22 protein-coding genes are annotated in these 21,465 nt (G+C 70.9%); 14 read left to right on the top strand and 8 right to left on the bottom strand.

The features are described from left to right. Positions 1-3: 3 nt before the first annotated feature. The 3 genes from ACZ4W5_RS22185 to ACZ4W5_RS22175 form a co-directional block, all read right to left on the bottom strand. A complete protein-coding gene (locus tag ACZ4W5_RS22185) occupies positions 4-441 on the bottom strand; it encodes a hypothetical protein (RefSeq protein ID WP_465656390.1) in 438 nt (145 codons plus the stop codon). Then, entirely contained in the window at positions 438-1,973 is a 1,536-nt protein-coding gene (locus ACZ4W5_RS22180) for an APC family permease (protein ID WP_465656388.1), read from the bottom strand. Before ACZ4W5_RS22180 ends, ACZ4W5_RS22185 begins: the two co-directional genes overlap by 4 nt. 164 nt (positions 1,974-2,137) lie before the next feature. Next, complete coding sequence (locus ACZ4W5_RS22175) at positions 2,138-3,517, bottom strand: MFS transporter (protein ID WP_465656386.1); 1,380 nt, start codon at positions 3,515-3,517, stop codon at positions 2,138-2,140. Positions 3,518-3,657: 140 nt separating this feature from the next. Between ACZ4W5_RS22175 and ACZ4W5_RS22170 the strand changes: the two genes are divergently transcribed. From ACZ4W5_RS22170 to ACZ4W5_RS22150, 5 genes are all read left to right on the top strand, one after another. Further along, positions 3,658-4,317, top strand: coding sequence for an ArsR/SmtB family transcription factor (locus tag ACZ4W5_RS22170; protein WP_465656384.1), 660 nt, complete (start codon positions 3,658-3,660; stop codon positions 4,315-4,317). A gap of 42 nt (positions 4,318-4,359) precedes the next feature. Then, on the top strand, positions 4,360-4,848 hold the full coding sequence (locus ACZ4W5_RS22165) for a hypothetical protein (protein ID WP_360226078.1): 489 nt from the start codon (positions 4,360-4,362) through the stop codon (positions 4,846-4,848). Between the two features lie 155 nt (positions 4,849-5,003). Beyond that, complete coding sequence (locus ACZ4W5_RS22160; RefSeq protein ID WP_402482237.1) at positions 5,004-5,636, top strand: hypothetical protein; 633 nt, start codon at positions 5,004-5,006, stop codon at positions 5,634-5,636. A gap of 263 nt (positions 5,637-5,899) precedes the next feature. Next, a complete protein-coding gene (locus ACZ4W5_RS22155) occupies positions 5,900-6,682 on the top strand; it encodes a hypothetical protein (RefSeq protein ID WP_465656383.1) in 783 nt (260 codons plus the stop codon). Between the two features lie 109 nt (positions 6,683-6,791). Continuing rightward, a complete protein-coding gene (locus ACZ4W5_RS22150; RefSeq protein ID WP_465656382.1) occupies positions 6,792-7,853 on the top strand; it encodes a threonine aldolase family protein in 1,062 nt (353 codons plus the stop codon). A 444-nt stretch (positions 7,854-8,297) separates the two neighbouring features. Here ACZ4W5_RS22150 and ACZ4W5_RS22145 read toward each other — a convergent pair whose 3' ends face one another. From ACZ4W5_RS22145 to ACZ4W5_RS22125, 5 genes are all read right to left on the bottom strand, one after another. Next, positions 8,298-8,696, bottom strand: coding sequence for a hypothetical protein (locus tag ACZ4W5_RS22145; protein ID WP_465656380.1), 399 nt, complete (start codon positions 8,694-8,696; stop codon positions 8,298-8,300). Continuing rightward, positions 8,693-10,222: a hypothetical protein gene (locus ACZ4W5_RS22140; protein WP_465656378.1), complete on the bottom strand. Its 1,530-nt coding sequence runs from the start codon at positions 10,220-10,222 to the stop codon at positions 8,693-8,695. The genes ACZ4W5_RS22145 and ACZ4W5_RS22140 overlap by 4 nt, the downstream gene beginning before the upstream one ends. A 400-nt stretch (positions 10,223-10,622) precedes the next feature. Next, entirely contained in the window at positions 10,623-11,579 is a 957-nt protein-coding gene (locus tag ACZ4W5_RS22135) for a hypothetical protein (protein WP_465656377.1), read from the bottom strand. 187 nt (positions 11,580-11,766) lie between these two features. After that, positions 11,767-12,240, bottom strand: a complete 474-nt coding sequence (locus ACZ4W5_RS22130; RefSeq protein WP_465656375.1) for an NUDIX domain-containing protein — start codon at positions 12,238-12,240, stop codon at positions 11,767-11,769. Positions 12,241-12,267: 27 nt separating this feature from the next. Continuing rightward, positions 12,268-13,494: a helix-turn-helix domain-containing protein gene (locus ACZ4W5_RS22125; RefSeq protein ID WP_465656374.1), complete on the bottom strand. Its 1,227-nt coding sequence runs from the start codon at positions 13,492-13,494 to the stop codon at positions 12,268-12,270. 137 nt (positions 13,495-13,631) lie between these two features. On the opposite strand from ACZ4W5_RS22125, the gene ACZ4W5_RS22120 reads away from it, so the two are divergent. The 9 genes from ACZ4W5_RS22120 to ACZ4W5_RS22080 all read left to right on the top strand — a co-directional run bounded on the left by ACZ4W5_RS22120 (position 13,632) and on the right by ACZ4W5_RS22080 (position 21,452). Next, positions 13,632-14,075: an ATP-binding protein gene (locus ACZ4W5_RS22120; RefSeq protein ID WP_465656372.1), complete on the top strand. Its 444-nt coding sequence runs from the start codon at positions 13,632-13,634 to the stop codon at positions 14,073-14,075. Then, entirely contained in the window at positions 14,072-14,299 is a 228-nt protein-coding gene (locus ACZ4W5_RS22115; protein ID WP_465596233.1) for a hypothetical protein, read from the top strand. The genes ACZ4W5_RS22120 and ACZ4W5_RS22115 overlap by 4 nt, the downstream gene beginning before the upstream one ends. A 307-nt stretch (positions 14,300-14,606) precedes the next feature. After that, positions 14,607-15,704 carry a hypothetical protein gene (locus tag ACZ4W5_RS22110; protein ID WP_465656370.1) on the top strand — a complete coding sequence of 366 codons (1,098 nt, stop codon included), beginning with the start codon at positions 14,607-14,609 and terminating at the stop codon, positions 15,702-15,704. Then, positions 15,698-17,743, top strand: coding sequence for a phosphoketolase family protein (locus ACZ4W5_RS22105; RefSeq protein WP_465656368.1), 2,046 nt, complete (start codon positions 15,698-15,700; stop codon positions 17,741-17,743). Before ACZ4W5_RS22110 ends, ACZ4W5_RS22105 begins: the two co-directional genes overlap by 7 nt. Continuing rightward, positions 17,740-18,780 carry an enolase C-terminal domain-like protein gene (locus tag ACZ4W5_RS22100; RefSeq protein ID WP_465656366.1) on the top strand — a complete coding sequence of 347 codons (1,041 nt, stop codon included), beginning with the start codon at positions 17,740-17,742 and terminating at the stop codon, positions 18,778-18,780. The genes ACZ4W5_RS22105 and ACZ4W5_RS22100 overlap by 4 nt, the downstream gene beginning before the upstream one ends. Further along, positions 18,777-19,217, top strand: coding sequence for a hypothetical protein (locus ACZ4W5_RS22095; RefSeq protein WP_465656364.1), 441 nt, complete (start codon positions 18,777-18,779; stop codon positions 19,215-19,217). The genes ACZ4W5_RS22100 and ACZ4W5_RS22095 overlap by 4 nt, the downstream gene beginning before the upstream one ends. Next, positions 19,214-19,879: an HAD family hydrolase gene (locus ACZ4W5_RS22090; protein WP_465656362.1), complete on the top strand. Its 666-nt coding sequence runs from the start codon at positions 19,214-19,216 to the stop codon at positions 19,877-19,879. The genes ACZ4W5_RS22095 and ACZ4W5_RS22090 overlap by 4 nt, the downstream gene beginning before the upstream one ends. Further along, positions 19,876-20,667 carry a methyltransferase domain-containing protein gene (locus ACZ4W5_RS22085; protein WP_465656360.1) on the top strand — a complete coding sequence of 264 codons (792 nt, stop codon included), beginning with the start codon at positions 19,876-19,878 and terminating at the stop codon, positions 20,665-20,667. The genes ACZ4W5_RS22090 and ACZ4W5_RS22085 overlap by 4 nt, the downstream gene beginning before the upstream one ends. Beyond that, on the top strand, positions 20,664-21,452 hold the full coding sequence (locus ACZ4W5_RS22080) for a creatininase family protein (protein WP_465656358.1): 789 nt from the start codon (positions 20,664-20,666) through the stop codon (positions 21,450-21,452). Before ACZ4W5_RS22085 ends, ACZ4W5_RS22080 begins: the two co-directional genes overlap by 4 nt. The last annotated feature ends 13 nt before the right edge of the window (positions 21,453-21,465 follow it).

Genomic DNA, 21,465 nt, shown 5'->3' with positions numbered 1-21,465 from the left:
CTCCTACTTGCGGACGGTGTCGCGCAGGTCGAGGTCGTCGATGCTGTCCTGGACGGCGGCGAGCCGGTCCGGGCAGTACACCGAGAGCACGATCGCCTCGGCCTTGACGATTTCGCGGTCGGACAGCACCGGGCGCCGGCCCGGCCCGCCCGCACCGTTGGACATCCCGTACGTCCACTGCGCCTGGTTGAGCGCGTTCGCCGGGTCGGCGCAGACCGCGCCGCCGTCCTCGCCGAGGGTGTGGGTGATCTGGTCCTGGGTGGGCACCGGGTAGCCGGCCGAACCCAGCCTCGCGGCAAGCTCCTTGGCCTTCTCGTTCGCCAGGTCGGTGGCGTGCAGCTGGGTGAACGACAGCAGGCCGGTGACCAGCATCGCGACCAGCAGCACGATCGAGCCGAGGTAGATCCAGCGGTGCCGGGAGGCCATCAGGCCGGTGGTCATGACGTCGTACCTCCTTCGGTCCGGCGCAGCTCCTGCGCCTCCTGGGCGGCCAGCTCGGCCGCCGCCCCGGGCGAGCGCCAACTCGGCCTGCGCAGCCGCAGGAAGAGGAAGGGGATGACCAGCCCGAGGAGCAGCAGGCCGCCGCCGACGATCCCGAGGTACGACCAGACGCTGCCGCTGCCGAACTGCGAGGACGGTACGAAGCCGATGCCCATCGCGGCGGCCGAGGCGAGCAGTCCGGTCACGCAGATCGGCACCAGGGCCGGGGCCCGGTAGCCGCGCGGGTGGTCCGGCTGGGTGCGGCGCAGCCGGATCGCGGCGCTGAACATCAGCAGGTAGACGATCAGGTACACCTGGGTGGTGATCACCGAGAAGATCCAGTAGGCGCTGGAGACGTTCGGGATCAGTGCGTACAGCAGGGCGATGGCGGTGGTGACCACGCCCTGGGTGACCAGCAGGTTCTGCTGGACGCCCGCGCGGTTGAGCTTCTGCAGGAACGGCGGCAGGTAGCCCTCCTGACGGGAGATCATCAGCAGCCCCTTGGAGGGCCCGGCCAGCCAGGTCAGCATGCCGCCGAGCGAGGCGGCGATCAGGGCCACCGCGATGACCGGGGTGAGCCAGCCGATGTGGAAGTACTGGAAGAAGGCGTCGAAGGCCTGCATCACCCCGGCGGTGAGGCTCAGTTCGCTGGACGGCACCACCCAACTGATCGCCAGCGCCGGCAGGATGAAGATCGCCAGCACCATCGCGGAGGCGGTGAACATCGACCGCGGGAACTCCCTGGCCGGGTCGCGCAGCGAGGAGACGTGCACCGCGTTCATCTCCATGCCGGAGTAGCTGAGGAAGTTGTTGACGATCAGCACCAGGCTGGCCAGTCCGGTCCACTGCGGGAACAGGTGCGAGGCGTCCATCGGGGCGGCGGAGGCGTTGCCCTCGCCGAGGAAGACGAAGCCGAGCACGACCAGCAGGGTGCCGGGGATCAGGGTGCCGATCACCAGGCCCATCGAGGACAGCCCGGCGACCGCCTTCGTCCCGCGCGCGGAGACCCAGACGCCGGTCCAGTACAGCACCATGATCACGACCGCGGTGTACGGGCCGTTGCTGGCCAGCCGGGGGTTCACCACGTAGGCGATGGTCGAGGCCACGTAGGCCAGCAGCGACGGGTAGTAGAAGATCGTCATCGCGAACTGGCACCAGACGGCCAGGAAGCCCAGCGGCTTCGACAGGCCCTCCGAGACCCAGCGGTAGACGCCGCCCTCCCAGCCGGAGGCCAGCTCGGCGGAGACCAGCGCGGTCGGCAGCAGGAACACCACCGCAGGGACGAGGTAGAGGAAGACGCAGGCCAGCCCGTACACCGCCATGGTCGGGGCGGAGCGCAGGCTGGCGACCGAGCTGGTGGTCATCAGGGCGAGGGTGATCCAGGACATCCGCGGGGCGGCGGCCAGTCGGCTGGCCACCGAGCCGCCGCGCTCCCGGGTGACGGGGCCGGCCTCGCCCCCGGGGCCGGGTGGGGGCGCGTCCGTGGCACTCATCGAGACTCCTCCGGTACGGCCCCGTTCGGCTGCGCGGGGGCAGGGCGGGGGCAGGGCGGGACCAGGGCGCCGGGGAAGGGCCCCGGAGGCGGGCCGTACCCGGTCAGTTCACCCGGTTGCCGCGCCCGCCGCATGCGGCGGGCGGCCGTGCGGGTGACCCGTGCTCAGTCCAGCTGGGCCGCCACCGGCGCGGCGGTGGGCCAGGCGGCGCGGCGCAGGGTGCGGCTCGCGGTGGCGGGCAGCAGGGCGGCGGCGAGCAGGGCGGCGATCGCGACGAGCGTGACGGCGGGGGAGAAGCGGTCCAGCAGCAGGCCGGCGGCGAAGGAGCCGGCCGGCATCCCGGCGGTGAGCAGCGTCATGGTCGCGGCGATCACCCGGCCGCGGAGCCGGTCGGGCACCTGACGGAAGACCAACAGGTCGAGCATCACCCGCAGGGCCGGGGTGCCCGCGCCGACCAGGAAGAGCGCGGCGAACACGGTGACCGCCCCGCCGGGCAGCAGCGGTGCCAGCGGGACCGGCACGGCGATCCAGGCCACCGCGAGCAGCAGCGCGCCGGGGCCGGCCAGCCGGTGCAGCCGGGAGACCAGGGTCGCCCCGGCCAGTGCCCCGACCGCCTCGCCGGCCAGTGCCAGGCCGATCCCGCCGCTGCTGGTGCCGTGTTCGCGCAGCAGCACCATGACGGGCAGCAGCAGCGCGGCCCCGGTCAGGTTGACCACCAGCAGTACGGCCAGGGCGGGGCGCAGCAGCGGGGAGGCGGCGAGGAGGCGGAAGCCGGCCAGTGCGCCGCCCTTCTCCTGCTCCTCCTGCTCCGCCCGGCCCTGCTCCGCCCGGCCCTCCCGGCCCTGCTGCTCGGCTGCGGCCGCGGCCGCCGGTCCGGCCGGGAAGCGCACCAGCAGTGCGGTGGTCAGCGCGACCAGCGAGGCGAACGCGGCGCCGAGGAAGGGCACCGAGCGGCCGAGTCCGAACAGGAACCCGGCCAGCGGCGGGCCGGCCAGCGCGGCGCCGCTCATCCGGGCCTCGTCCTGGGCGAGCGCCTGCGACAGCTGCTCCGGCGCGACCACCGAGCGCAGGGCCAGCAGCCGGATCGGGCCGCTGTAGGCGATCGTCGCGCCCACCAGCGCGGCGACCACCAGCAGGTGGGCCAGGGTCAGCCGGTCGAGGGCCAGGGCCGCCGGGACGCTGGCCAGGGCCAGCAGCCGGACGGCGTCGGAGGCGACCAGCACCCGGCGGCGGTCCCACCGGTCGGCGACCGAGCCGCCGTGCACGCCGAGCAGCAGGGTGGCGGCCATCTGGACGGCGCCGAAGGCCCCGGCGGCGGTGGACGAGCCGGTGAGGGCGAGCACCAGCAGGGGGAAGGCGGTCTCGCCGATCATCAGGCCGAGGGTCGCGCAGGAGGTGCCGGCCCACAGGGCCTGGAACCGCAGGTTGCGCCGCAGCGGTACGGGCGGCGGCGAGTCCGCCGGTCCGGGCGCTGCCGCTCGTGCGGGCGCTACCGCCTGCCCGACCGCCGTCCGTTCGGCCGTCGCCGTGGTGTGCTCCGTCATGGACCGACCCCCATCGTTCGCGTTCTCCGACACCGTTCACGCTCACGTGAATGATGGCGTGAGTGTGAGCGATTGCGCAAGGGTGAGCGCTCACCGGGGCGTGATTGCATGCGGAGCGGCCGATCTGCGAGGGTGGGCCCGTGGCCGAGCACGAACGGGAACCCGCCGACGGGGACGAGCAGCAGCAGCCCACCAGCTGGGTCAAGGAGCGCCAGGTGGGCGACGTCGCGGTGCTCAAGGCACTGGCCGACCCGCTGCGCCTCGCCATCCTCGGCGCGTTGAAGACCGCCGAGGACCGTCCGCTGACCGCCAAGGAGCTCGCTGCCGAGCTCGGCGAGCCGCAGACCAAGCTCTACCGGCACATCAAGCAGTTGGAGAAGGCCGGGCTGGTCCTGGTGGCGGGCACCCGGCTGGTCTCCGGCATCGTGGAGAGCCGCTACCGGGTCGCCCAGGACTCCATCCGGCTCGCCCCGGAGATGTTCACCGCCGACTCCCCGGCCCGCTCCGAGGCGTACGACGCCATGCTGGCCGCGATCGACCGGGTCCGCGGCGAGTTCCGCGCCCATGTGGCCGACGGCCGGCTGGATTTCAGCCGCCCGCAGGACGGTTCGGGTCCGTCGGCCGGGCTGTTCGCGCACTTCACCCTCCGGCTCGACCCGGACCGGCTGACCCGGCTCCGCGCCCAACTGGCCGAGATCTTCGACGGCTTGTCCGAAGAAGGTCCGAGTACGGCCGAGGACGCCGTGGACGTGACCCTCTTCACCCTGCTCTACGGTCTCCGCGCGGGCACGGAACGATAAATTCCGGGCCGACTGTCGGTGCGGTGGGACAGCATGGCCGGCATGTCGTATGAACTCCAAGCGCTGATCGGCATGTTGGAGCTGCTGACGGTGGCGGCGGCGGAGGTGCCGGAGGCCCGGGTGGTGCCGCTGGCCCAGGGGCTGGCGCTCATCCCGGTCACCCCCGCCGTGCTGTCCGCGCTCCAGGGCGACGCCGCGGTGGCCAAGTCCGCCGGTGGGGCGGGATTCGGCGGGCACTCCGACGGGTTCGAACTCCGGCTCGCCGCCTGGTCCAAGGCCGGTCCGATCGCCTGCGTCGAGGCCGAGTACTCCGGTGGCGGCGGGACTCAGCGCGCCGTCGTCTGGTTCGACGGCCGGGTCGTCCTGGGCCCGCTCGCCAGTGGCGAGTTCGAGCCCGCGCCGGCCGAGGGCACCCCGATCTCGCGCGCCCTGCGGTGGCTCGGCGGGCGCGTCGAAGCGGGGCGGGTGGACGAGTTCGACTCGGTCGGGCTGGGGGCGCACCGCAACACCGCGGGGTGGGCGGAGGGCTGAGCCGTCGTTCGGCGCGTCGTACCACGGCCCGTTCGGTGGACCGTCGTCCGGCGCGCCGCCGTTCGGCGTACCTGCGGTGGCCGGGTCCGGACGGCGACCGCACGGTGTGAGTCAGGCGATCTCGCCTGATCTCGCACCGAGAGGAAGCAGTACCCATGCGTGCCACCCGGATGGCCGCGGCGCTGACCGCAGCCCTCGCGCTGACCATGGTCGCCACGGCGTCCGCCACCGCCGCCGGCCACGGAGCCGCGGCCCCCCGCACCCCCGTTTCCGCCCCCGTCGTCCCCGTCGCCCCGGTGACCGTCCCGGCACCGCCGGCCACCCTCCCGGTCGTCGACCCGCCCACGGCCCCCGACACCCCCGCCGTGCCGGACACGCCCGCCGTGCCCGACACCCCCGCTGTGCCGGACACCCCGGCCGTGCCGGACACCCCCGCCGTGCCCGACACCCCGACGCTCCCGACGCTCCCCGCCGTCCCGGCCACGCCGGACCCGAGCGCGGCCCTCGGCGACGTCGTCAAGCTGGTCACCGGCCTGCTCTCGACGGTGACCTCGGCCGTCCCCGACGTCGGCGGCCTCGTCCAGCAGCTCCTCGCCGCGCTGCAGGCCCTGCTCGGCCAGGTCCCGAGCGTGCCGACGCTGCCCACCGTCCCGGGCACCGCCGCGAGCCCGTCCCGGCAGCACCAAGGTTCCGCCCCCGCGGGCCTCCAGGAGCAGCTCGACGCCCTGCGCGCCCAGGCGCGGGCGCTGAGCGCCGGCGCCGCCCATTCCCACCCCGCCACCGGCTGACCGTCATCAGCCGGTGGTGACCGGCCGGCCCCCGTCGGCCGCCGCACAGGGCCCCGCTCCCCGGTCCGGGAGCGGGGCCTTGTCGTCGTCCCGGCATCTGCCAACAGATCTTCCTGTCGCAGCGTCAGATAAGAACAGATCTTCATGTCAGGGCAGGAAATGGATCTAGCTTTTCCGTTTCCGACGGGCTACGGTCGTGCTCATGCCGGGCTCCGAACAGCCCGGCCGGGGTGGCGATTTCCGAGGTTCACGGGGGAACTTCCATGGCGTCCGGCCGTACGGTGGGTTACTTCGCGCTGCGCCACCCCGGCGCCTCGGTGGTCGCGGTCTGCGCGGGCGCCGTGCACGACGGCTCGACCGTCCGCTCGCTCGCGGTGGACAACCCGGCCGGGCGGACCGAGGAGCAGCGGGCGCCGGCCCGCCGGAGCCTCGAACTCCGGGCCGAACTGGCCGCGCTCGCAAAGGCGTTGAACGCCCAGGCGCGGCGCGAGTACTGGGTACTGCCGACCGGTGGCGCGGCCGGGGTCGACGGCCAGCTGGTCGGCGACGCGACGGCGCCCTGCCGGTCGGTGTTCCTGAGCCCGGGCGCGCTGCGGGACGAACTCGCCGCCTTCGCGCTCGCCTGCGTCCGGGCGCTCGGCCTGGAGACCGGCTGCTTCCACCTGGAGGTGATCCGCCGGCCGAGCGGCGAACCGGTCTTCCTGGAGGCCGGCATGCGCCCGGGCGGCGGTGCTCGGCCTCCCGCTGGAGTCGGCCGGCCGCGGGTCTCCGCCATCAGGTCGATGGCCAGCGCCGGCTGGGTCGTCATGCCCGAGCCCGCCGTCCGGCCCGCCCGGGTGCTGGACCGCACCCCGATGAAGGGCGTGGTGCCGCAGGTGTACGCCGAGGTGCTGCCCGAGCCCGGCGCCGTGTACGACGGCACCGGCGGCTACTTCCACGTCCCGGGCCGCTTCCGGCTGTCCGGGCCGGACGAGCGGAGCGTGCGGGCCGCGGCCCGCCGGATCATGGCCGAGTACCGGCTCGACGTCGAACCGGCCCGGCCGTGACCACCGACCCCGCGACCACCGACCCCGCGACGACCAACCCGGTGGCGACAGAGCCGGTGACGACCAACCCCGTTCCGGCAACCCCGTTCCAGTGGAGGAACAGCACCCGATGACCCCGCAGCGACGACACGACCCCGAGCTCCGCGCCTTCGCCAGCGACAACTACGCGGGCGTCCACCCCGAGGTGTTGGCGGCGATCGCCGTCGCCAACGGCGGTCACCAGGTCAGCTACGGCGAGGACGTCTACACCGAGCACCTCCAGGAGGTGTTCCGCGGCCACTTCGGCCCGTCCGCCGAGGTGTTCCCGGTGTTCAACGGCACCGGCGCCAACGTGGTCGCGCTGCAGGCCATGATGGACCGCCGGGACGCCCTGGTCTGCGCCGAGAGCGCGCACGTCAACGTGGACGAGGGCGGTGCGCCGGAGGTGGTGGCCGGCCTCAAGCTGCTCACCGTCCCGGCCTGGGACGGCAAGCTCACCCCCGAGCTGATCGACCGCCAGGCCTACGGCTTCGACAACGAGCACCGGGCCCGCCCTGCCGTCGTCTCGATAGCCCAGTCCACCGAGGTCGGCACCTGCTACACGCCCGAGGAGATCCGGGCGATCTGCGACCACGCGCACGGCCTGGGCATGAAGGTCTACCTCGACGGTGCCCGGCTGGCCAACGCCGCCGCCACCCTGGGCGTCCCGATGCGGGCCTTCACCACCGACGCCGGCGTGGACGCCTTCTCGCTCGGCGGCACCAAGAACGGCCTGCTGTTCGGCGAGGCGGTCGTGGTGCTGAACCCGGAGGCCGTCCAGGGCATGCGCTACCTGCGCAAGACCTCCATGCAGCTGGCCTCCAAGATGCGCTTCGTCTCGGTCCAGTTCGAGGCCCTCCTGGGCACCGACCTCTGGCTGCGCAGCGCCTCCCACGCCAACGCGATGACCCAGCGGCTGTTCACGGCCGTCCGGGACATGCCCGGCATCCGGATCGACCGGCCGGTGCAGGCCAACCAGATCTTCGCCGTGCTGCCGCCGGCCGCCACCGAGGCCCTGCAGAAGCGCTTCCGCTTCTACACCTGGGACGTGCAGAGCGGCGAGGTGCGCTGGATGACCTCCTTCGACACCACCGAGGCCGACGTCGACGCCTTCGCCGCCGCGATCGCCGAGGAACTCGCCGCAGCGCTCTGACCGCCCGGCCGTCCCGCTGCCCTGCCACACCGGCCGCACCGGCCGCACCGACGCGAACGGCCCCGCCCCCGAACCCGGGAGCGGGGCCGTGCCGTCCTGCCGCCCACCCGCGCTCGGGGGCGGGCCGACCGGGGGTCGACTAGCGGTAGTTCACGTACTGCACGAGCGTCGCGTTGACCTGCGACTTTGCTGCGACCATGGCGCTGACCTGGGAAAACTCTCACACGGGGTTTTCACTGGTCAGCGCCGTTTTCCGCCCGCATGTGCCCTGGATGTGCCCTCGTTTCGCAGCACTTCGCAGGGTTGGACAACATGGGCTGGCGTCTGCCCGGGATGGTTGGTGAGCAGTGCCCGAGCCATCCCCGACGCGGGGCTGAGCGGCAAGGCGATCAGTACCCGTCCGGCCCACGTGGCCTTCGAAGCTGCACCGAGTGCTGCAGGAGATCAGAGCAGGGCGGCGACTGTCTGCTGGGCAAGACCTGCAATGGCCACCAGCCCAGGTACCCCGCCGCAGTGCTGGTACACGGAACCCATGAGGACACGCAGCGTGGTGGGGTCGTCTCCCGCCCGGTCGAGGTGCTGCTCGACTGCTGTGATCTCTTCGAGGCAGGCTTGAGGCTGTGCGAGTTGCGCGGCATGCCGCTCGACGGCTTCGCGCAGCTCGTGCAGCTGCCGTCGGGCCTCGTTGAGCTTCTCGTCGCTCGTATCGGCGACATTCTGGTTCAGGGTCGCGTTCTGCGCTCCTGGCGCGTTCTGGATGTTGCCCGTGATGTTCCCACCCGCGCTGATGCCGCTGCCGGCGGGGAACGGGTTCGGATTCTGCTGGCGACGGAAGGGCATCATGCCTCCTGGCTCATGAAGGTGCCGGTGGCACCGGGTCCGTTCTGGATATTGCCGCTGATGTCGCCGCCGGCCATGACACCGAAGTTGTAGATGGCCAGCGCCTGCGCCTGGTACGAGCGGGTGTCGACTTGGTGGTTGCCGAGAAACGCCTCGACCGTGTCGAAGACTCTGCGTTGCATCATCTGCACGTAGCGGCGGGCGTCCTCGTACATGTGCATCTCGTCGACGTAGCGGGTCGAGTAGATCTCCCGAAGGCTCACCGGACCACCTTGGTCAAGCTCCGGTTTCGGTGAAACCACGCGGCCCGAGATGAGCCGGTTGGCCGCGCTGACGAGATCGCACAGCGCCTGGAGCCAGGCCGTTCGCTGCCAGCGCCAGGACAACGGTGAAAGTGGAGCCACAGTCGCCGCGAGCGCGCTGTTGAGCGGGGCCATGATGTGCGGACGGACGGTGACCCGGAGAAAGCCACTCTCGTAGGCGAAGTTGACCAGGATGGAGGCGCTCATCTCACCGCCCCACGAGATGATCCGAGCCCAGAGGTATCGGCGAGCGACGTAGGGTCCCGGGCCGCCGTCAGGATGCCCAGCCGCGAGTGACTCCATGCTCTGCCAGGTCACGTCGTCGAGCTGTGTCCACCTATTGGCCGAGACGGCGGCGACGCCTATGACCTCGATGTCTGCGAACGGATGCCCGGGGGCATGCGACGGCGCGGGGTCGACGAGCCTGTTGGCCACGAAGTCGTAGAGCTCTTCTACCTTGAAGTTCCTGAACGTGCCAGCAGGGATTGCCTGTTCCGAATCGATCGACTTCTGCAGCTGCACGGGGATGAGAGTCGCCTTGGCCTCGTCATCCTGATCAACCGGAGCTGCCGGTCGTCGCGGCGCCGGTTCGACGTCGATACCGATCGAGGCCGTGCCCCAGACCAGACGGCCTGCTCCGATGAAGTGTTCCTTCGGTGAACTCCTGCCCCGCCATTCCCGGGTGTAGGGCAACGCCCACGACTGGAATCGTCGTTGGAGGAATCCTGGGGCTCCCGCCGGCTCGGGGCTGTGGCCGACCAGGAACTGCGAAGGGCGTAGCTGGTAGAGCAACGCCTGGGCCACCATCCGGTCCGCGTAGAAGGCCAGCCACATGCCAGCGGCGGCAAGCCCGAGTGCCCACCCCCATGACACCAGCTGTAGCAGCCCGAGCGCTATCCCAGGCAGCGTCAGGACAGCCGCCAGAGAGCGCCTCCAGCGACGGAGTTGGTAGGCGCGCAAGCAGTGGCCCAGCACGATGGACTCGTCGAACCCGAACGACGGCAAGGGCCTACCGCCGCCGACGATGCGGCTCCGGACCCAGCCGATGTAGTCCTCGCCGACCAGGATCTTCGGTTCGCCCTGCCCCGGTGACTCGCTGCCGGACGAAGCCTCTCCGCCAGTGGCGGCCTTCTTGCCGCCGCCGGCGATCTTTGCTGTCAGGTGAGCGGACAGCTCCGCCAGGCGGTTGGGCCTTGCGTAGGCGATCGCCGAGAGTCTTCGAGTCACCTCGGACAGTCTCGGAGCGAATGCGTACGTAGCAGCGGTCCCGATCGGCACACTTGGCCCGTCCTGCGACGAGTCCGCTCTCCCCTCAGGCCCTGACTGTCCAAATCCGTTTGCTGAACTGACCATTGCGGAGCCGCCCCCCGACACCGTCCAGTCACCCCCTGAAGCCGGATGATCACAGAAGATCGCGCGGGGATGACCGTACCAAGCGGCAGCAGGCTGTACTGGCTGAATGAGAAAACAGTCTGTGCTCGCGCTACTGCAGCAACAACTGGACGACGGAGGTATGGGGCCATGTCTCGCCGGTCAGGGCCCCCGGCTGAGGCGGTCTGCGGCACGCCTTCAGACCAGGGCAGGGCGCGTCTGATCCGTAGGTGCCTGGCACCCGGCCACGTGGCGGCTATCCGGTGACAGCAAGGCTGCCGACGCTGAACGGTTCCTTGGCAGCACGCAGGGCAGCTCTGGCACGGGCCGCGCCGCTGCGGGTGGCCGCCTCGCCGCCGCCGACCCCGACCTTTCGCGCCCCGAGGCCCGCACAGGGGCCACAGATGCCCGGTTGGGGCACCGGGTCGTGGCACTTGGCGCACTCGGCGTACCGGGCCGCTGCGGGCCGCACAGCGGGCTGGACGGGCGGCATCTTGTGCTCGAGGCGGTAGCGGAGCACCGCGACCGCCGAGTGCACCGGCGCGGGTAGGCCCGGCAGCAGGGCGTGGGCGAGATCGGCCTGGGTCGCGCCGCGCTCCAGCCACTGCGCGACGAGGGGTGCGAGCTCCTCGGCTTCGGCCTGGCCGAGCCGCAGGCGCGGCTCGGGGCGGATCACCCGGAACAGCGTGGCGACCGCCTCGCGGACCTGCTCGTCCGGCACCGCCACGGGCTGCTCGTCGGCCTCCTCCTCGGGCTCTTCCTCCCGCCCTCCCGTGTTCGCCTGCGGCTCGTCGGCGAGGACCGGCTCGTCGGGCTGCTCGGCGGGGAGGGAGGTTCCTTTGAACCGGTCCTTTGGAAGGACGTCAGCATCGCCGGTGGTCGCTTCACCGGAGACCGGACGGGTGGTACCCGGCAGCGCCAGCTGCGGGGTGTCATAGACGTGGGTCTCGGTGATGATCGTGCCGTCCGGCATGCGGATCTTCTCGACCCGGTAGAAGCCGGCCTCGGCCAGCTCCTTCAGAGCCTTGCGGACAGCACCGCGGCCCTGGGTGCTGGTGTCGGCCATGTGGCGGCCGTCCTCGCGCCAGCCGTCAGGGCGGGAGAGGAGATCCGCGAGCAGGCCGCGAGCGGTGTAGGACAGCCGCCGGTACTGCAGCATGCAGTTGGGCAGCACGGTGAAGTTACGTACGTGTTCGGTACGATGTACTCGCATCGGGAGTTCGCGCTCCTGGTGCCGGACCCCGGGATGTTCGCGCATCGCCGGGGTCGCCTATTTTCGGTTGGATCACGGAACGTACCACAATGCCAAGGCAGATGAGCCTTGTTGGCGCGAGCGACCATGATCACACTCACTGGCTGCATCGAAGGAAGCTCCGTGCTGCCGGAGTGAGGTCGTGGATCTACGCGCGGGTCGCTCCGTGCTCCAGGTAGACGGTCGCGGACTGTGTCCTGGCGACGCAGGCGGCATGGACGCGGCGGGCCAGGCGCGGGATGAGGAGTTCGTCGAGCTGGTCCGTGGTCTGGAAGGCGTACTCGCCGATCTCCACCTGGTCGACGGTGATGTTGTCGAGCTCGTCGACGGGGAGGACGCCGCCATCGAAGACGAAGAGGAGCTTGTCGCCCTCGGTGGGGTGGGGTGCCCAGTCGGCGACGAGCAGGCGGCCGATCGGCGGGGTGATGCCGAGTTCTTCCTTGACCTCTCGGGCCGCGCCCTCGCTCGGGGTCTCGCCGGCGTGGAGGTAGCCGCCGGGGATCTCCCAGCCGGGCTTGTAGGTCGGCTTCACGAGGAGGACGCGGTCGTCCTCGTCGAAGAAGAGCACGCCGGCGGCGGTGCGGGGCTGGGCCACGACCTCGTGGGACTGGGAGTCGCTCATGGCGACGACTGTAGCCGTCCAGCCGCGTCACGCGACGATCTGGAGCCGCTGCGCGACGCCCGCCAGCAGGTAGCTGGGTTTGCCGCGCTGTTGGCGGACCCAGTTGGTCACCAGGTGCCGGGGGATGAAGTGGTAGCGGACTTGCTCGGGGGCCAGCTCCTCGGCGTCCAGTACGAGGGCGAGGGCCTCGTCCATGCGGTTCTGTGCGCTGTAGGCGCGGGCGATTTCGAGTGAGTGCCGCACTCGGCGTTCGAGCGGCAGGGTCGAGGAGTCCACGCGCGGGCCTTGGTCGAGGGCGATCTGGACGTCGCCGAGCTCCATGGCGGTCGAGATCCGGTGGATGGCCACGTTGGTGGGCCCGAAGGCCGTCCACATGTGGTTGGCGTCGTGGCCGAGGCGCTGTGCGGCCCGGTCTGCCTCGGCGAGGAAGTCGCGCACCGTGCTCCGATCCTCGATCCTCGCTGCGGCCATCGACCCGACGAGGAACAGGGTTCCGTAGATCGACAGGTAGGTCGGGGAACCGTCCTCCAAGCCGGCCTCCAGGAACGAGGCCGAGTTCATGACCAGGTCCCTGGCGGCTGTGAGACGGCCGTTGCTGAGCAGGCAGTGGGAGACCGAACGGAACAGCGAGCCGGTGACGACGATGTCGCCCGACTCCTGGGCCGCTGTGAGGCCGCGGTCGGCCGACATCCAGGCGAGGTCGGCTTCGCCTATCTTCGTCAGGACCATCGCGGCGCCTTGGTAGGCCATAGCGAGCAACGCCTTGGCCTGCTGCTGTTGATCGCCCTCGTACATGCGCACCGCGCGCTGGGCCTGGGAGAGGATGTCCGGGATGAGTCTGGTCGCGCGGGAGTATCTGGCGTCCTGGTAGGCGGACCAGGCGGAACCCACCTCGGCGCGCAGGATGTCGAGGTCGGGCGGCTGTTCGGCGTCGTCGGCCGCCAGGAACGGCGACAGCTGCTTGTAGTCCATGAGCGCTTCGCGCAGCTTCGAGACGGCTCCGCCCTGGGTATCGCCGGGCCAGTCGAGGAGTGACGGCTCCGCCAGCAGGTCGCCGAGCCGGATGTCGAGGGCATCGGCCAGCGCCCTGATGACCGAAAGCCGATCGAGCTCGATGCGGCCGTTCTCGACCTTGCTCAGCCAGTCGGCTGTTCGCCCGACGAGGCCGGCCAGAACCTCCTGGGGCATGCCCCGTCGACGGCGGTACCAGGCGACGCGCTCGCCGATGCTCAGCGTCTCACTCATTCCAGGCATGCTCCCAGCCTGAGGGCGTCCCCGCTGCCTACCCCGGAAGGATTTTCCGGGTTCCCCTCCATCCATCCTCCTAGCGTTCTGACTCGCCCTCAAGCAGCTCTGCCTGACGGGTGATTGGGCAACGAGGAGGGTTGATCGTGGTGGCACGTCAGGACCTTCGAGCAAAGGAAGCCATCGAGGTGGCCGGCTGCCTGTCGGTGCAGATGAGCTTCCTGCACGCTCACGCCTCCGTGCCCTTGGCCCGGGCGCTGATCAGGGGGGTCGTCGGCGCATGGGAGTTCGACAGGCCACTCGTCCAGGACATCGAGCTGGTCGCATCCGAGCTCTGCACCAACGCCGTTCTTCACGGCGCGGCGTCGTGCCTTGGCTGCTTCGACGTCCGCCTGGCACCTCAGCCGCGCGGTCTGCGAATCGAGGTCACGAACGCGGGGCCTGGGCTCGTCGACCGGCCCGCCCCGTCCGCCCTGGCCGAGAACGGCCGGGGGCTCCTCCTCGTGAGCCGGATGTGCGAGAGCTGGGGCGTCGACGCGACGAGCGACGGCACCGTGGTCTGGGCCGAGCTCAGGACCGATGCGGCATGACCAACTACCAGCCGCACGAAGACATCTACCGCGCTGCTCACCGGGATCCCGTCGAAGCCGTACTCACCTGGCTCTGGGCGCTCGGCCACCTCATCGTCCTCGCCCTGCTCGGAGTGGCAGCCGACCACCAGCTCAGCTCCGATCACTTCGGCCCCGTCCTTGCTGCCGATCACGAGCCCGACCGCGACCTTGAGCAGCACCCCGCGGTCGAACCCGAGGCATGACAACGGAGTCACGCCTCGTCGCCACACGCACCACCGAGCGAGAAGGGAACACCGCCATGTCGTCCATCGCGCGCCTGCAGGCGCCCCAGCCGCCGCCGCCTCCGCCCCCGCCGCCGCCGGCACCGCCGACCCCGCAGCCGCCGTACCCCGGTCGCTGAGCGAAGGAACCGTGTGGGCCTCCGGACGGACACCGGCAGGCCCACACGGGCTCATCCTCCCCGACCAGTGGAGGGGAGCGAGGCAGATCCAGCAGAGAACGACGACCAGGGCAGCGAAGCCCGGTCCAGCCAGTGACGGAGAGTGGATCATGAAAACAGCGCTCGGCAGCAAACCCGCAGCGGTCCTCACCCTCCCGGCGGTCAGGGGCATGGCGGAGCGCTACAGGGTGCCCGTGGAGGACGCCCTGCTTATCGCGATCAACTTGTTCGGGATCTCCTCCGCCCACGGTCGTCATCGCGCCCGGATCTCGGTTCGTCTCACGACCCGGCCGGACGTCGCCTGGATGGTGATCGTCCCGCTCAACGCAAAGGCTTCGCCGTTCCACTTGGCCGGCGACGAGCTGTCGCTGGGCGGCGTCGCAGTCGGCTCCATCGACCGCGTCGCCGCCGACGAGGCGGTCGGGGGGTATTTCAGGGACGACGGGCGGGCCGCGACGCTCAACCCCAATGCCCGGAGCCGCTGTGTGGGGTGCTCGTTCTGCCCGAACACCCTGGAGGCCGCTGCCGATCCCCGTCTCTCGGAGGAGCGGGAGCTGGCCGAACTGCTGGCCGCGATGGTCGAGCAGCATCCTCGCCGCAATCTGGCCGAACTCCGTGAGGTCACCGTGTCGACCGGGTGCTTCGAGCGGGAGCGGGCGGCCGTCGATCATCTGATAGGCCTGCGCGACGTGCTTGCCGCCCACGGCATCGGCGCTCGGATCGGGTTCCTCACCTCGGTCATCCGCTCCAGCGAGGCGTTCGAGGAACTGGCAGAGCGCGTCGCCCCGTTCGTGCTGCGGCTCACCGCCGAATGCTTCAGCCGGAGAGACCTGCTCCTCAAGGCGAGCAAGGCGACGCTCACCACCGAGGAGATGCCCGGGGTCCTGCGGCGGGCGATGCGCGCTGGCCACGCGACCTCGTTCACCTACATCGTCGGCCTGGACCGGCTCGCCGACCTCCGGACCGGTGTGGCCGAGCTGATGCCGTTCGTCACCGAGTTCCCCAACTTCCAGGTGTACCAGGCGCACAACGCCATCATGGCGGGCCTTCGTGCCAGCGGCTCCGACTCCCTGGAGTACTACCTCCAGGCCCGCCGGGAGATCGAGGACATCGTCGGGCCGACCGGCCTCCGCCCGGCGGCATGGGAGTGCTACCGGCCGCTGTGGTACTTCACGTTCGGCGATGAGCAGTTGGTGCCGCCATGCTGAACCGGGCCGATGTGCTGTGGAGGGCCGCCACCTATGTCGCGGTGGCGGTGCTGCACCTCGACGACAACCAACTGCTGACCGAGCCGCTCCGGGCCGGCCACGTCAAGCCTCGCCCCGCCGGTCACTGGGGAACCGTCCCCGGAACGGCGTGGGCCCTCGCCCACACGGTTCTCGCTGCTGGCGAGCTGGGGCCCGGCCGTGAGCTGGTCCCGGTGATCGGCGCCGGCCACGCGGGGGTGGTCCAGCTCGCCTACGCCTGGCTCACCGGCGAGCTGGCAGCCGTACGCCCTCAGTACTCCCGTGACGCAACCGGGCTCAGGCGGTTGGCCCGGAACTTCCCTGACGTCGACGGCCTCGGTGCGGAAACCCATCCGCTGCTGCCGGCGGGAGCGGCGCCCGGCGGGTGCCTTGGCGGCGCTCTCGCGTTCAGTCACGGCGTGGCGCTCGACGTGCCTGGACGGGTCGTGGTGCCCATCGTCGGCGACGGGGAGTGCGAGACCCCCACAACCGCGGCGTCGTGGCTTGCGGCCCGGGCTCTGCAGGGGAGCGCTGTCCTGCCAATCGTCCACGTCAACGGGTTCCGTATGGGTGACCGGTCGCTGCTGGGGGCAATGAGCGACGCCGAGCTCGTTGGGTACGCGGCCGGCCTCGGGTGGCGAGGCCGGGTGGTGCACGTGACGGCGGCCAGCGCCGATGAGCACCAGGCGTTCCGGGACGCCATGGCAGTGTCCGCCGATGAGGTCGCTGACGGCTCACGGACGGCTGTGTTTCTCCGCTGCGTGAAGGGCTGGAGCGGACCAGAGGCGGTCGACGGGCGGCAGGTGCTCGGGACGGCCGCAGCCCACAAGACGCCACTTGACGGGGCCCGCCAGAATGAAGCCCAGCGCGGCCAGCTGGAAAGGTGGTTGGCGTCGTACCAGCCCGCGGAGCTCTTCGACCACGATGGCCAGCCGATCGGCGCTCTGGCCGAGGCCCTGGAGTCTGCCGCGTGGCACTCTGCGGTCGGCCCTGGACGCCCGACCCGTGAGGGGCCGAAGCCGGTCGTTCTCCGCAGGGCCGCCCGCTTCGGTGAGGCAGTAGGCAGTGTTCTCCGCAGGCATGCCACGGCCGGGGGCTTCCGGGTCTTCAGCCCGGACGAGCTGTCCTCGAACCGCCTCGGCGCACTGCGGGACGAGCCCTGGGTGTCCGAGGTACTGGCCGAGGAGGTGCTCCTCGGCTGGCTGTCCGGTTGGATCAGCAGTGGTCGACGCGGCGTCCTGGTGTCCTACGAGGCATTCGCCCCGCTCCTCACCGCCGGGATCGTCGGCCACCTCAAGCACCGTCGCCTCGCCGAGGAGAAGGCGTCCCCGAGCCTCAATCTGCTGCTGACCTCGTACGGGTGGCACAACGTCCTCACCCACGGCGATCCGTCGCTCGCCACGGCCCTGCTCGCGACGGAGGACCCTGCGGTGACCGTGCTGGTTCCGGCCGACACGCAGCGGACGGCCGCCGCGCTCGACGCGGCGCTGAACTCGACGGGCCGCGTCAACGTCCTGATTGCGGGCAAGCACACCGAACTGCGGCTTCCGCTTGAGACCGCCGAGGAGGAACTGGCACGCGGGCTCGCGATCTGGCCGCACCTGAGCGACGAGGAGGATCCTGACCTCACCATCGTCGTGGCGGGAGACCTGCCGGCCGAAGCCGTCACGACGGCAGAGCCGGTACTCCGCGACCGACTGGGCGGCCGAATCCGCGTCGTGGGCGTTCTCGACCTCACCGTTCTCGGCGACCCTGGGCGTTGGCCCAAGGGCCTGACCGACGCCGAGGTCGATCACTACTTGGGCGAGCGCTCCGCTGTTCTGGTCGTCACGCTTGGGCACCCGGCAGCCGTGTGGGGGTTACTGGCGGGGCGCCTGCGGCGGCCGGTTGAGGTGATCGGCTGGCGCGAGCCGCCGGGACCGATGTCGCAGGACGCCCTCGCGCGCGAGCTCGGCCTGGACACCGCCGGACTGCTCCGGGCGGCTGGTCGGCTGACAGCCAGGCTGGAGGCCGCGCAATGACGGAGCCGCTCATCGACAAGGTGGAGACGGTGCCGGTCAGCGGCACAACGGAGGCTGGGGACGACAGCGTCTTCGTCGCGGTCCACGGCGCTGGGCAGACCGGCTGGTACGGGCCTGTGAGCACGACGGTCGGCCGAGCAGTGGAAGCGATCGGCCCCGTAGTAGTAGGAGCCTCGCTGCTCGATCACCACGGCCTCCGACCGCGCATACGGACAGCCGCACCAGAGGTCTCGGACTGGGCAGTCGGAGCGATCGACTGCGCGGTGTGGGACCTCCACGGCCGCCGTGTCGGCAAACCGGTGGCCGATCTCCTGGCACCAGGACGGAGGACGCAGGCCGTACCGGCGTACGCCTCCTGGCTCCGTCTGGATCTCAGCGGCCCCGCGAGCCACGGTGCGGTGGCCCAGGTTCTCGAAGAGGGCTGGGCCTTCACCAAGTGGGGACTGCGTCGGCGCCCGGGGACGAACGTCGCCGCCGAGGCCAGGAATCTGGTCGCGGCACTGGCTGATGCTGCGGCGGTCATCAGTGAGCCCTTCGCCGTCGACGCGGTGGGCACGTGGAGTCCGCAGCTCGCTGCTGCTGTCGCCGGCCGCCTTGATCAGCCGATGCTGGCCTGGCTGGAGGACCCGCTGCCGGAGCACTACCTGCGCGTCTACGGCCAGCTGGCCGCTGCCGGCGTGCCGGTCGCGGTGGGTGAGCGCCTGCGACCTGACGAGGACCTGGACACCCTCCTGGACTTCACTCGGCCCACCGCGCTGACCATCGACGTCGTCGGCTGCGGCGGCCTCACCCGTGCGGTCGAGATCACCACGAACGTTCGCGAGGCCGGTGTCCCCGTTTACCCACACGGTCGCTCGATGGTGCCCGGCATCCACCTTGCCGCCGCCTTCCCCGACGACGTCCCGGCCGTCGAGTACCGCCGCCAGTGGGAACCGCGCCGCCAACTCCTCTACGCCGAGCCCTGGATACCCAAAAGCGGCCTGCTTCCCGCCCCTGACGCACCCGGACTCGTAACCCAACCCCGGAGACTGCGATGACCCGAACCATCGGCAACTTCCCTGTCCAAGGAACAACCCGTCACGACGAACACGGCCTGCTCCTCGTCCTGGACCGACGACTCGACGGACACGACACCTTCCTCTCCGGCATCCTTGACCTCGGCCAAGGGACCGCAGCCGTACGGATCTTCACCCTCGACGACGTCACCGTGCTCCGACCGCTGGAAACGATCGAGGCGCCCAGCCCGGTCTGGGCCGGAATCCTCCACGTCCCGCACGGACTTCGTCCGCGCGTGGTCCCCGCTGACCTGGCGAACGCTGCCCAGGCCGGCAGCCGCGACCTGGACGCGCTCGACGCGGCCGAGCTGCGGTACGCGCTGACCTTCCTCGGTGAGGCCACCACCGCCCAGATCCGTACGGCGCGGATCGCCGCCATCGTCTCCGCCCTGCCCCCGGTCGGGGGTGAGGCCGCATGAGTGGAGCAGTCAGTCGGCTGGTCAGCCTGGACATCGGGGGAACCCTCGGAAACGCGCAGGGCCCCGGCCTAGCGGCCAGGCTCGCCGCCGTCTCACCGCTCGGCCCGAAGCAGGCCCGGCGCGTGATGCGGGACGTCCTGCACACCGCCCCGGAGATCACCGACGCCGTGATCCAGCAGGTCTGCGCGGAACTGGGCATCAAGCAGTCGGACTTCCCAACGGATGTGCCCGTCTCCCCGCTCGTCCTCTTCCCCGGAGCCGTCGAGGCCCTTCAGCAACTCAGCGACAGCGCCACCGTGGTCACGCTCTCGAACGTGACCTGCGCCGAGGCCGACCCCGACCGGCTCCTCGCGCTCCTCTCCCCGTGGGTCAGCGCCCACTTCCCGTCCTGCCGCACCGGGTTCGCCAAGCCCGACTGCCGCGCATTCTGGACCGTCGCCGACGCTCACCAGGTATCAGCCACGACCATGGTCCATGTCGGCGACGACTGGGAATGCGACATCCGCGGCGCCACGGCCGCCGGATACGCCGCCGTCTGGCTCTCCCACGGCCGTACGGTCCCCGATGCACACGTCCTCGTTGAACACGATGTGCTCGTCGCCCACGATCTCGCCGACGCAGTCCAGCACGTTCGCCAGCTACTCGATCTGAGGAACCCATGAGCCTGTTCACCGGCACCGCCAGCTACTACCGCCAGTACCGCCCGGGGATCCCCGAGGAGGTCGCGACCGTCCTCGACCAGGCCGTCGCCCCCGGCAAGCCGCGCCGGCTCCTGGACATCGGCACCGGCACCGGGCTGGTCGCCGAGGCCCTCCTCGGCCGGTTCGACGACATCATCGCCATCGACAATGACGCCGACATGCTCAAGGCCGCCGAGGAGGCCCTCCGACCCCAACTCCCTGACGGGGCCAGCCTGTCGCTCATCGAGTCGACGGCGGAGGACTTCAAGCCCCCGACCGGGTGGCAGGCCGACCTCGTCACGATCTGCCGGGCCTTCCACTGGCTCGACCAGGCCACCGTCCTCGCGCTCCTCGACGACCAGGTCGCCCCCGGCGGTGCCGTCGCCATCTTCGGCGACAACAGCTTCTGGGCCGCCGACAGCCCCTGGAAGCAGTCCGTGCGTGCGGTCGTCCAGAGCTTCCTCGGCGAGGAACGGCGCGCCGGCAACAGCACCTTCAAGCACCACAACCGGCCCTACAGCGAGATCATGGAGGAGTCGCCCTTCAACCAGGTCGAAGAGATCCGGGTGCCCGTCCACCGGACGTGGAGCACCAACAGCATCCTCGGCTACCTCTACTCCACGAGCTTCGCTGCACCGCACCTCTTCGGAGGCCGCCTCGACGAGTTCGAGGCCGCTGTGGAGACCGCCCTCGCCCAGCACAGCACCGAGGACGTCTTCCCGGAGGACAACGAGTTCCTCATCCGCATTGGCCGGCGGGGCACCGAGTGATACGAGCAGACGGCCCAGCCGCCCGCCAGTACGGGCGGCTGGCCGCACCCGTGGTCCTGACCGACCTCACCACCGAATCCGTGCTCTGCCTGCCCCTCGGCTCCCACGAGCAGCACGGTCCCCACCTGCCGCTCAACACGGACACCGTGATCGCGGAGCGGTTCACCGACCTGCTGGTCCAGCGGTACGGCGAACAGCACGACCTGTGGGCGTTGCCGGCCATCCCGTACGGGCTCTCGCTCGAACACGCCTGGTCACCGGGAACCGTGTCGCTACGGATCGCGAGCTTCATGTCCCTGCTCGACGCCGTGGTCACTGAGCACCTGCAGGCGACCCCTGCGCGAAGGCTCCTGATCATCAACGGCCACGGCGGCAACCGAGGAATCCTGGAGCCTGCCCTCCACGAGCTGAGGCGAACGCAGGCCTTCCCCGTCTGCGTCATCCACCCGGCCTCGCTGTCCACTGTCCAGGTCGGCGGCGAGACCGTCCCGGAGATCCACGCGGGCATCCGCGAGACGGCCATGATGCTCGAACTCGCGCCCGAGGACGTCCATCTCGACAGCCTCCCAACGGACTTCACCGCCAACGGTGCCGAGGCGAAGCGGCTCGTCCTGGACCGCGGCACGACCTGGCCGTGGACCTCCGGCGACACCACCATCGCCACCTGCGGCGTCATCGGAGGCGACCCGCGCAGGGCAACCGCCGACGCCGGCCGAGCCATCCTCGACAGCGCCCTCGATGCGGCCGGCCACGTGCTCACCCACCTCACCAACCACAGCCCGTAACCGCCCCCGGCCT

The sequence above is a fragment of the Kitasatospora sp. NPDC029367 genome, from assembly GCF_055569135.1.
The sequence above is the reverse complement of the archived record's forward strand: the minus strand, read 5'-3'. Positions and strand labels throughout refer to the sequence as shown.

What these genes read in the sequence shown, in the direction of transcription:
- ACZ4W5_RS22185 (WP_465656390.1), bottom strand. Translation starts at nt 441, where the DNA reads ATGACCACCGGCCTGATGGCCTCCCGGCACCGCTGGATCTACCTCGGC.
- ACZ4W5_RS22180 (WP_465656388.1), bottom strand. Translation starts at nt 1,973, where the DNA reads ATGAGTGCCACGGACGCGCCCCCACCCGGCCCCGGGGGCGAGGCCGGC.
- ACZ4W5_RS22175 (WP_465656386.1), bottom strand. Translation starts at nt 3,517, where the DNA reads ATGACGGAGCACACCACGGCGACGGCCGAACGGACGGCGGTCGGGCAG.
- ACZ4W5_RS22165 (WP_360226078.1), top strand. Translation starts at nt 4,360, where the DNA reads ATGTCGTATGAACTCCAAGCGCTGATCGGCATGTTGGAGCTGCTGACG.
- ACZ4W5_RS22160 (WP_402482237.1), top strand. Translation starts at nt 5,004, where the DNA reads ATGCGTGCCACCCGGATGGCCGCGGCGCTGACCGCAGCCCTCGCGCTG.
- ACZ4W5_RS22155 (WP_465656383.1), top strand. Translation starts at nt 5,900, where the DNA reads ATGGCGTCCGGCCGTACGGTGGGTTACTTCGCGCTGCGCCACCCCGGC.
- ACZ4W5_RS22150 (WP_465656382.1), top strand. Translation starts at nt 6,792, where the DNA reads ATGACCCCGCAGCGACGACACGACCCCGAGCTCCGCGCCTTCGCCAGC.
- ACZ4W5_RS22145 (WP_465656380.1), bottom strand. Translation starts at nt 8,696, where the DNA reads ATGATGCCCTTCCGTCGCCAGCAGAATCCGAACCCGTTCCCCGCCGGC.
- ACZ4W5_RS22135 (WP_465656377.1), bottom strand. Translation starts at nt 11,579, where the DNA reads ATGCGAGTACATCGTACCGAACACGTACGTAACTTCACCGTGCTGCCC.
- ACZ4W5_RS22130 (WP_465656375.1), bottom strand. Translation starts at nt 12,240, where the DNA reads ATGAGCGACTCCCAGTCCCACGAGGTCGTGGCCCAGCCCCGCACCGCC.
- ACZ4W5_RS22125 (WP_465656374.1), bottom strand. Translation starts at nt 13,494, where the DNA reads ATGCCTGGAATGAGTGAGACGCTGAGCATCGGCGAGCGCGTCGCCTGG.
- ACZ4W5_RS22115 (WP_465596233.1), top strand. Translation starts at nt 14,072, where the DNA reads ATGACCAACTACCAGCCGCACGAAGACATCTACCGCGCTGCTCACCGG.
- ACZ4W5_RS22110 (WP_465656370.1), top strand. Translation starts at nt 14,607, where the DNA reads ATGAAAACAGCGCTCGGCAGCAAACCCGCAGCGGTCCTCACCCTCCCG.
- ACZ4W5_RS22105 (WP_465656368.1), top strand. Translation starts at nt 15,698, where the DNA reads ATGCTGAACCGGGCCGATGTGCTGTGGAGGGCCGCCACCTATGTCGCG.
- ACZ4W5_RS22100 (WP_465656366.1), top strand. Translation starts at nt 17,740, where the DNA reads ATGACGGAGCCGCTCATCGACAAGGTGGAGACGGTGCCGGTCAGCGGC.
- ACZ4W5_RS22095 (WP_465656364.1), top strand. Translation starts at nt 18,777, where the DNA reads ATGACCCGAACCATCGGCAACTTCCCTGTCCAAGGAACAACCCGTCAC.
- ACZ4W5_RS22090 (WP_465656362.1), top strand. Translation starts at nt 19,214, where the DNA reads ATGAGTGGAGCAGTCAGTCGGCTGGTCAGCCTGGACATCGGGGGAACC.
- ACZ4W5_RS22085 (WP_465656360.1), top strand. Translation starts at nt 19,876, where the DNA reads ATGAGCCTGTTCACCGGCACCGCCAGCTACTACCGCCAGTACCGCCCG.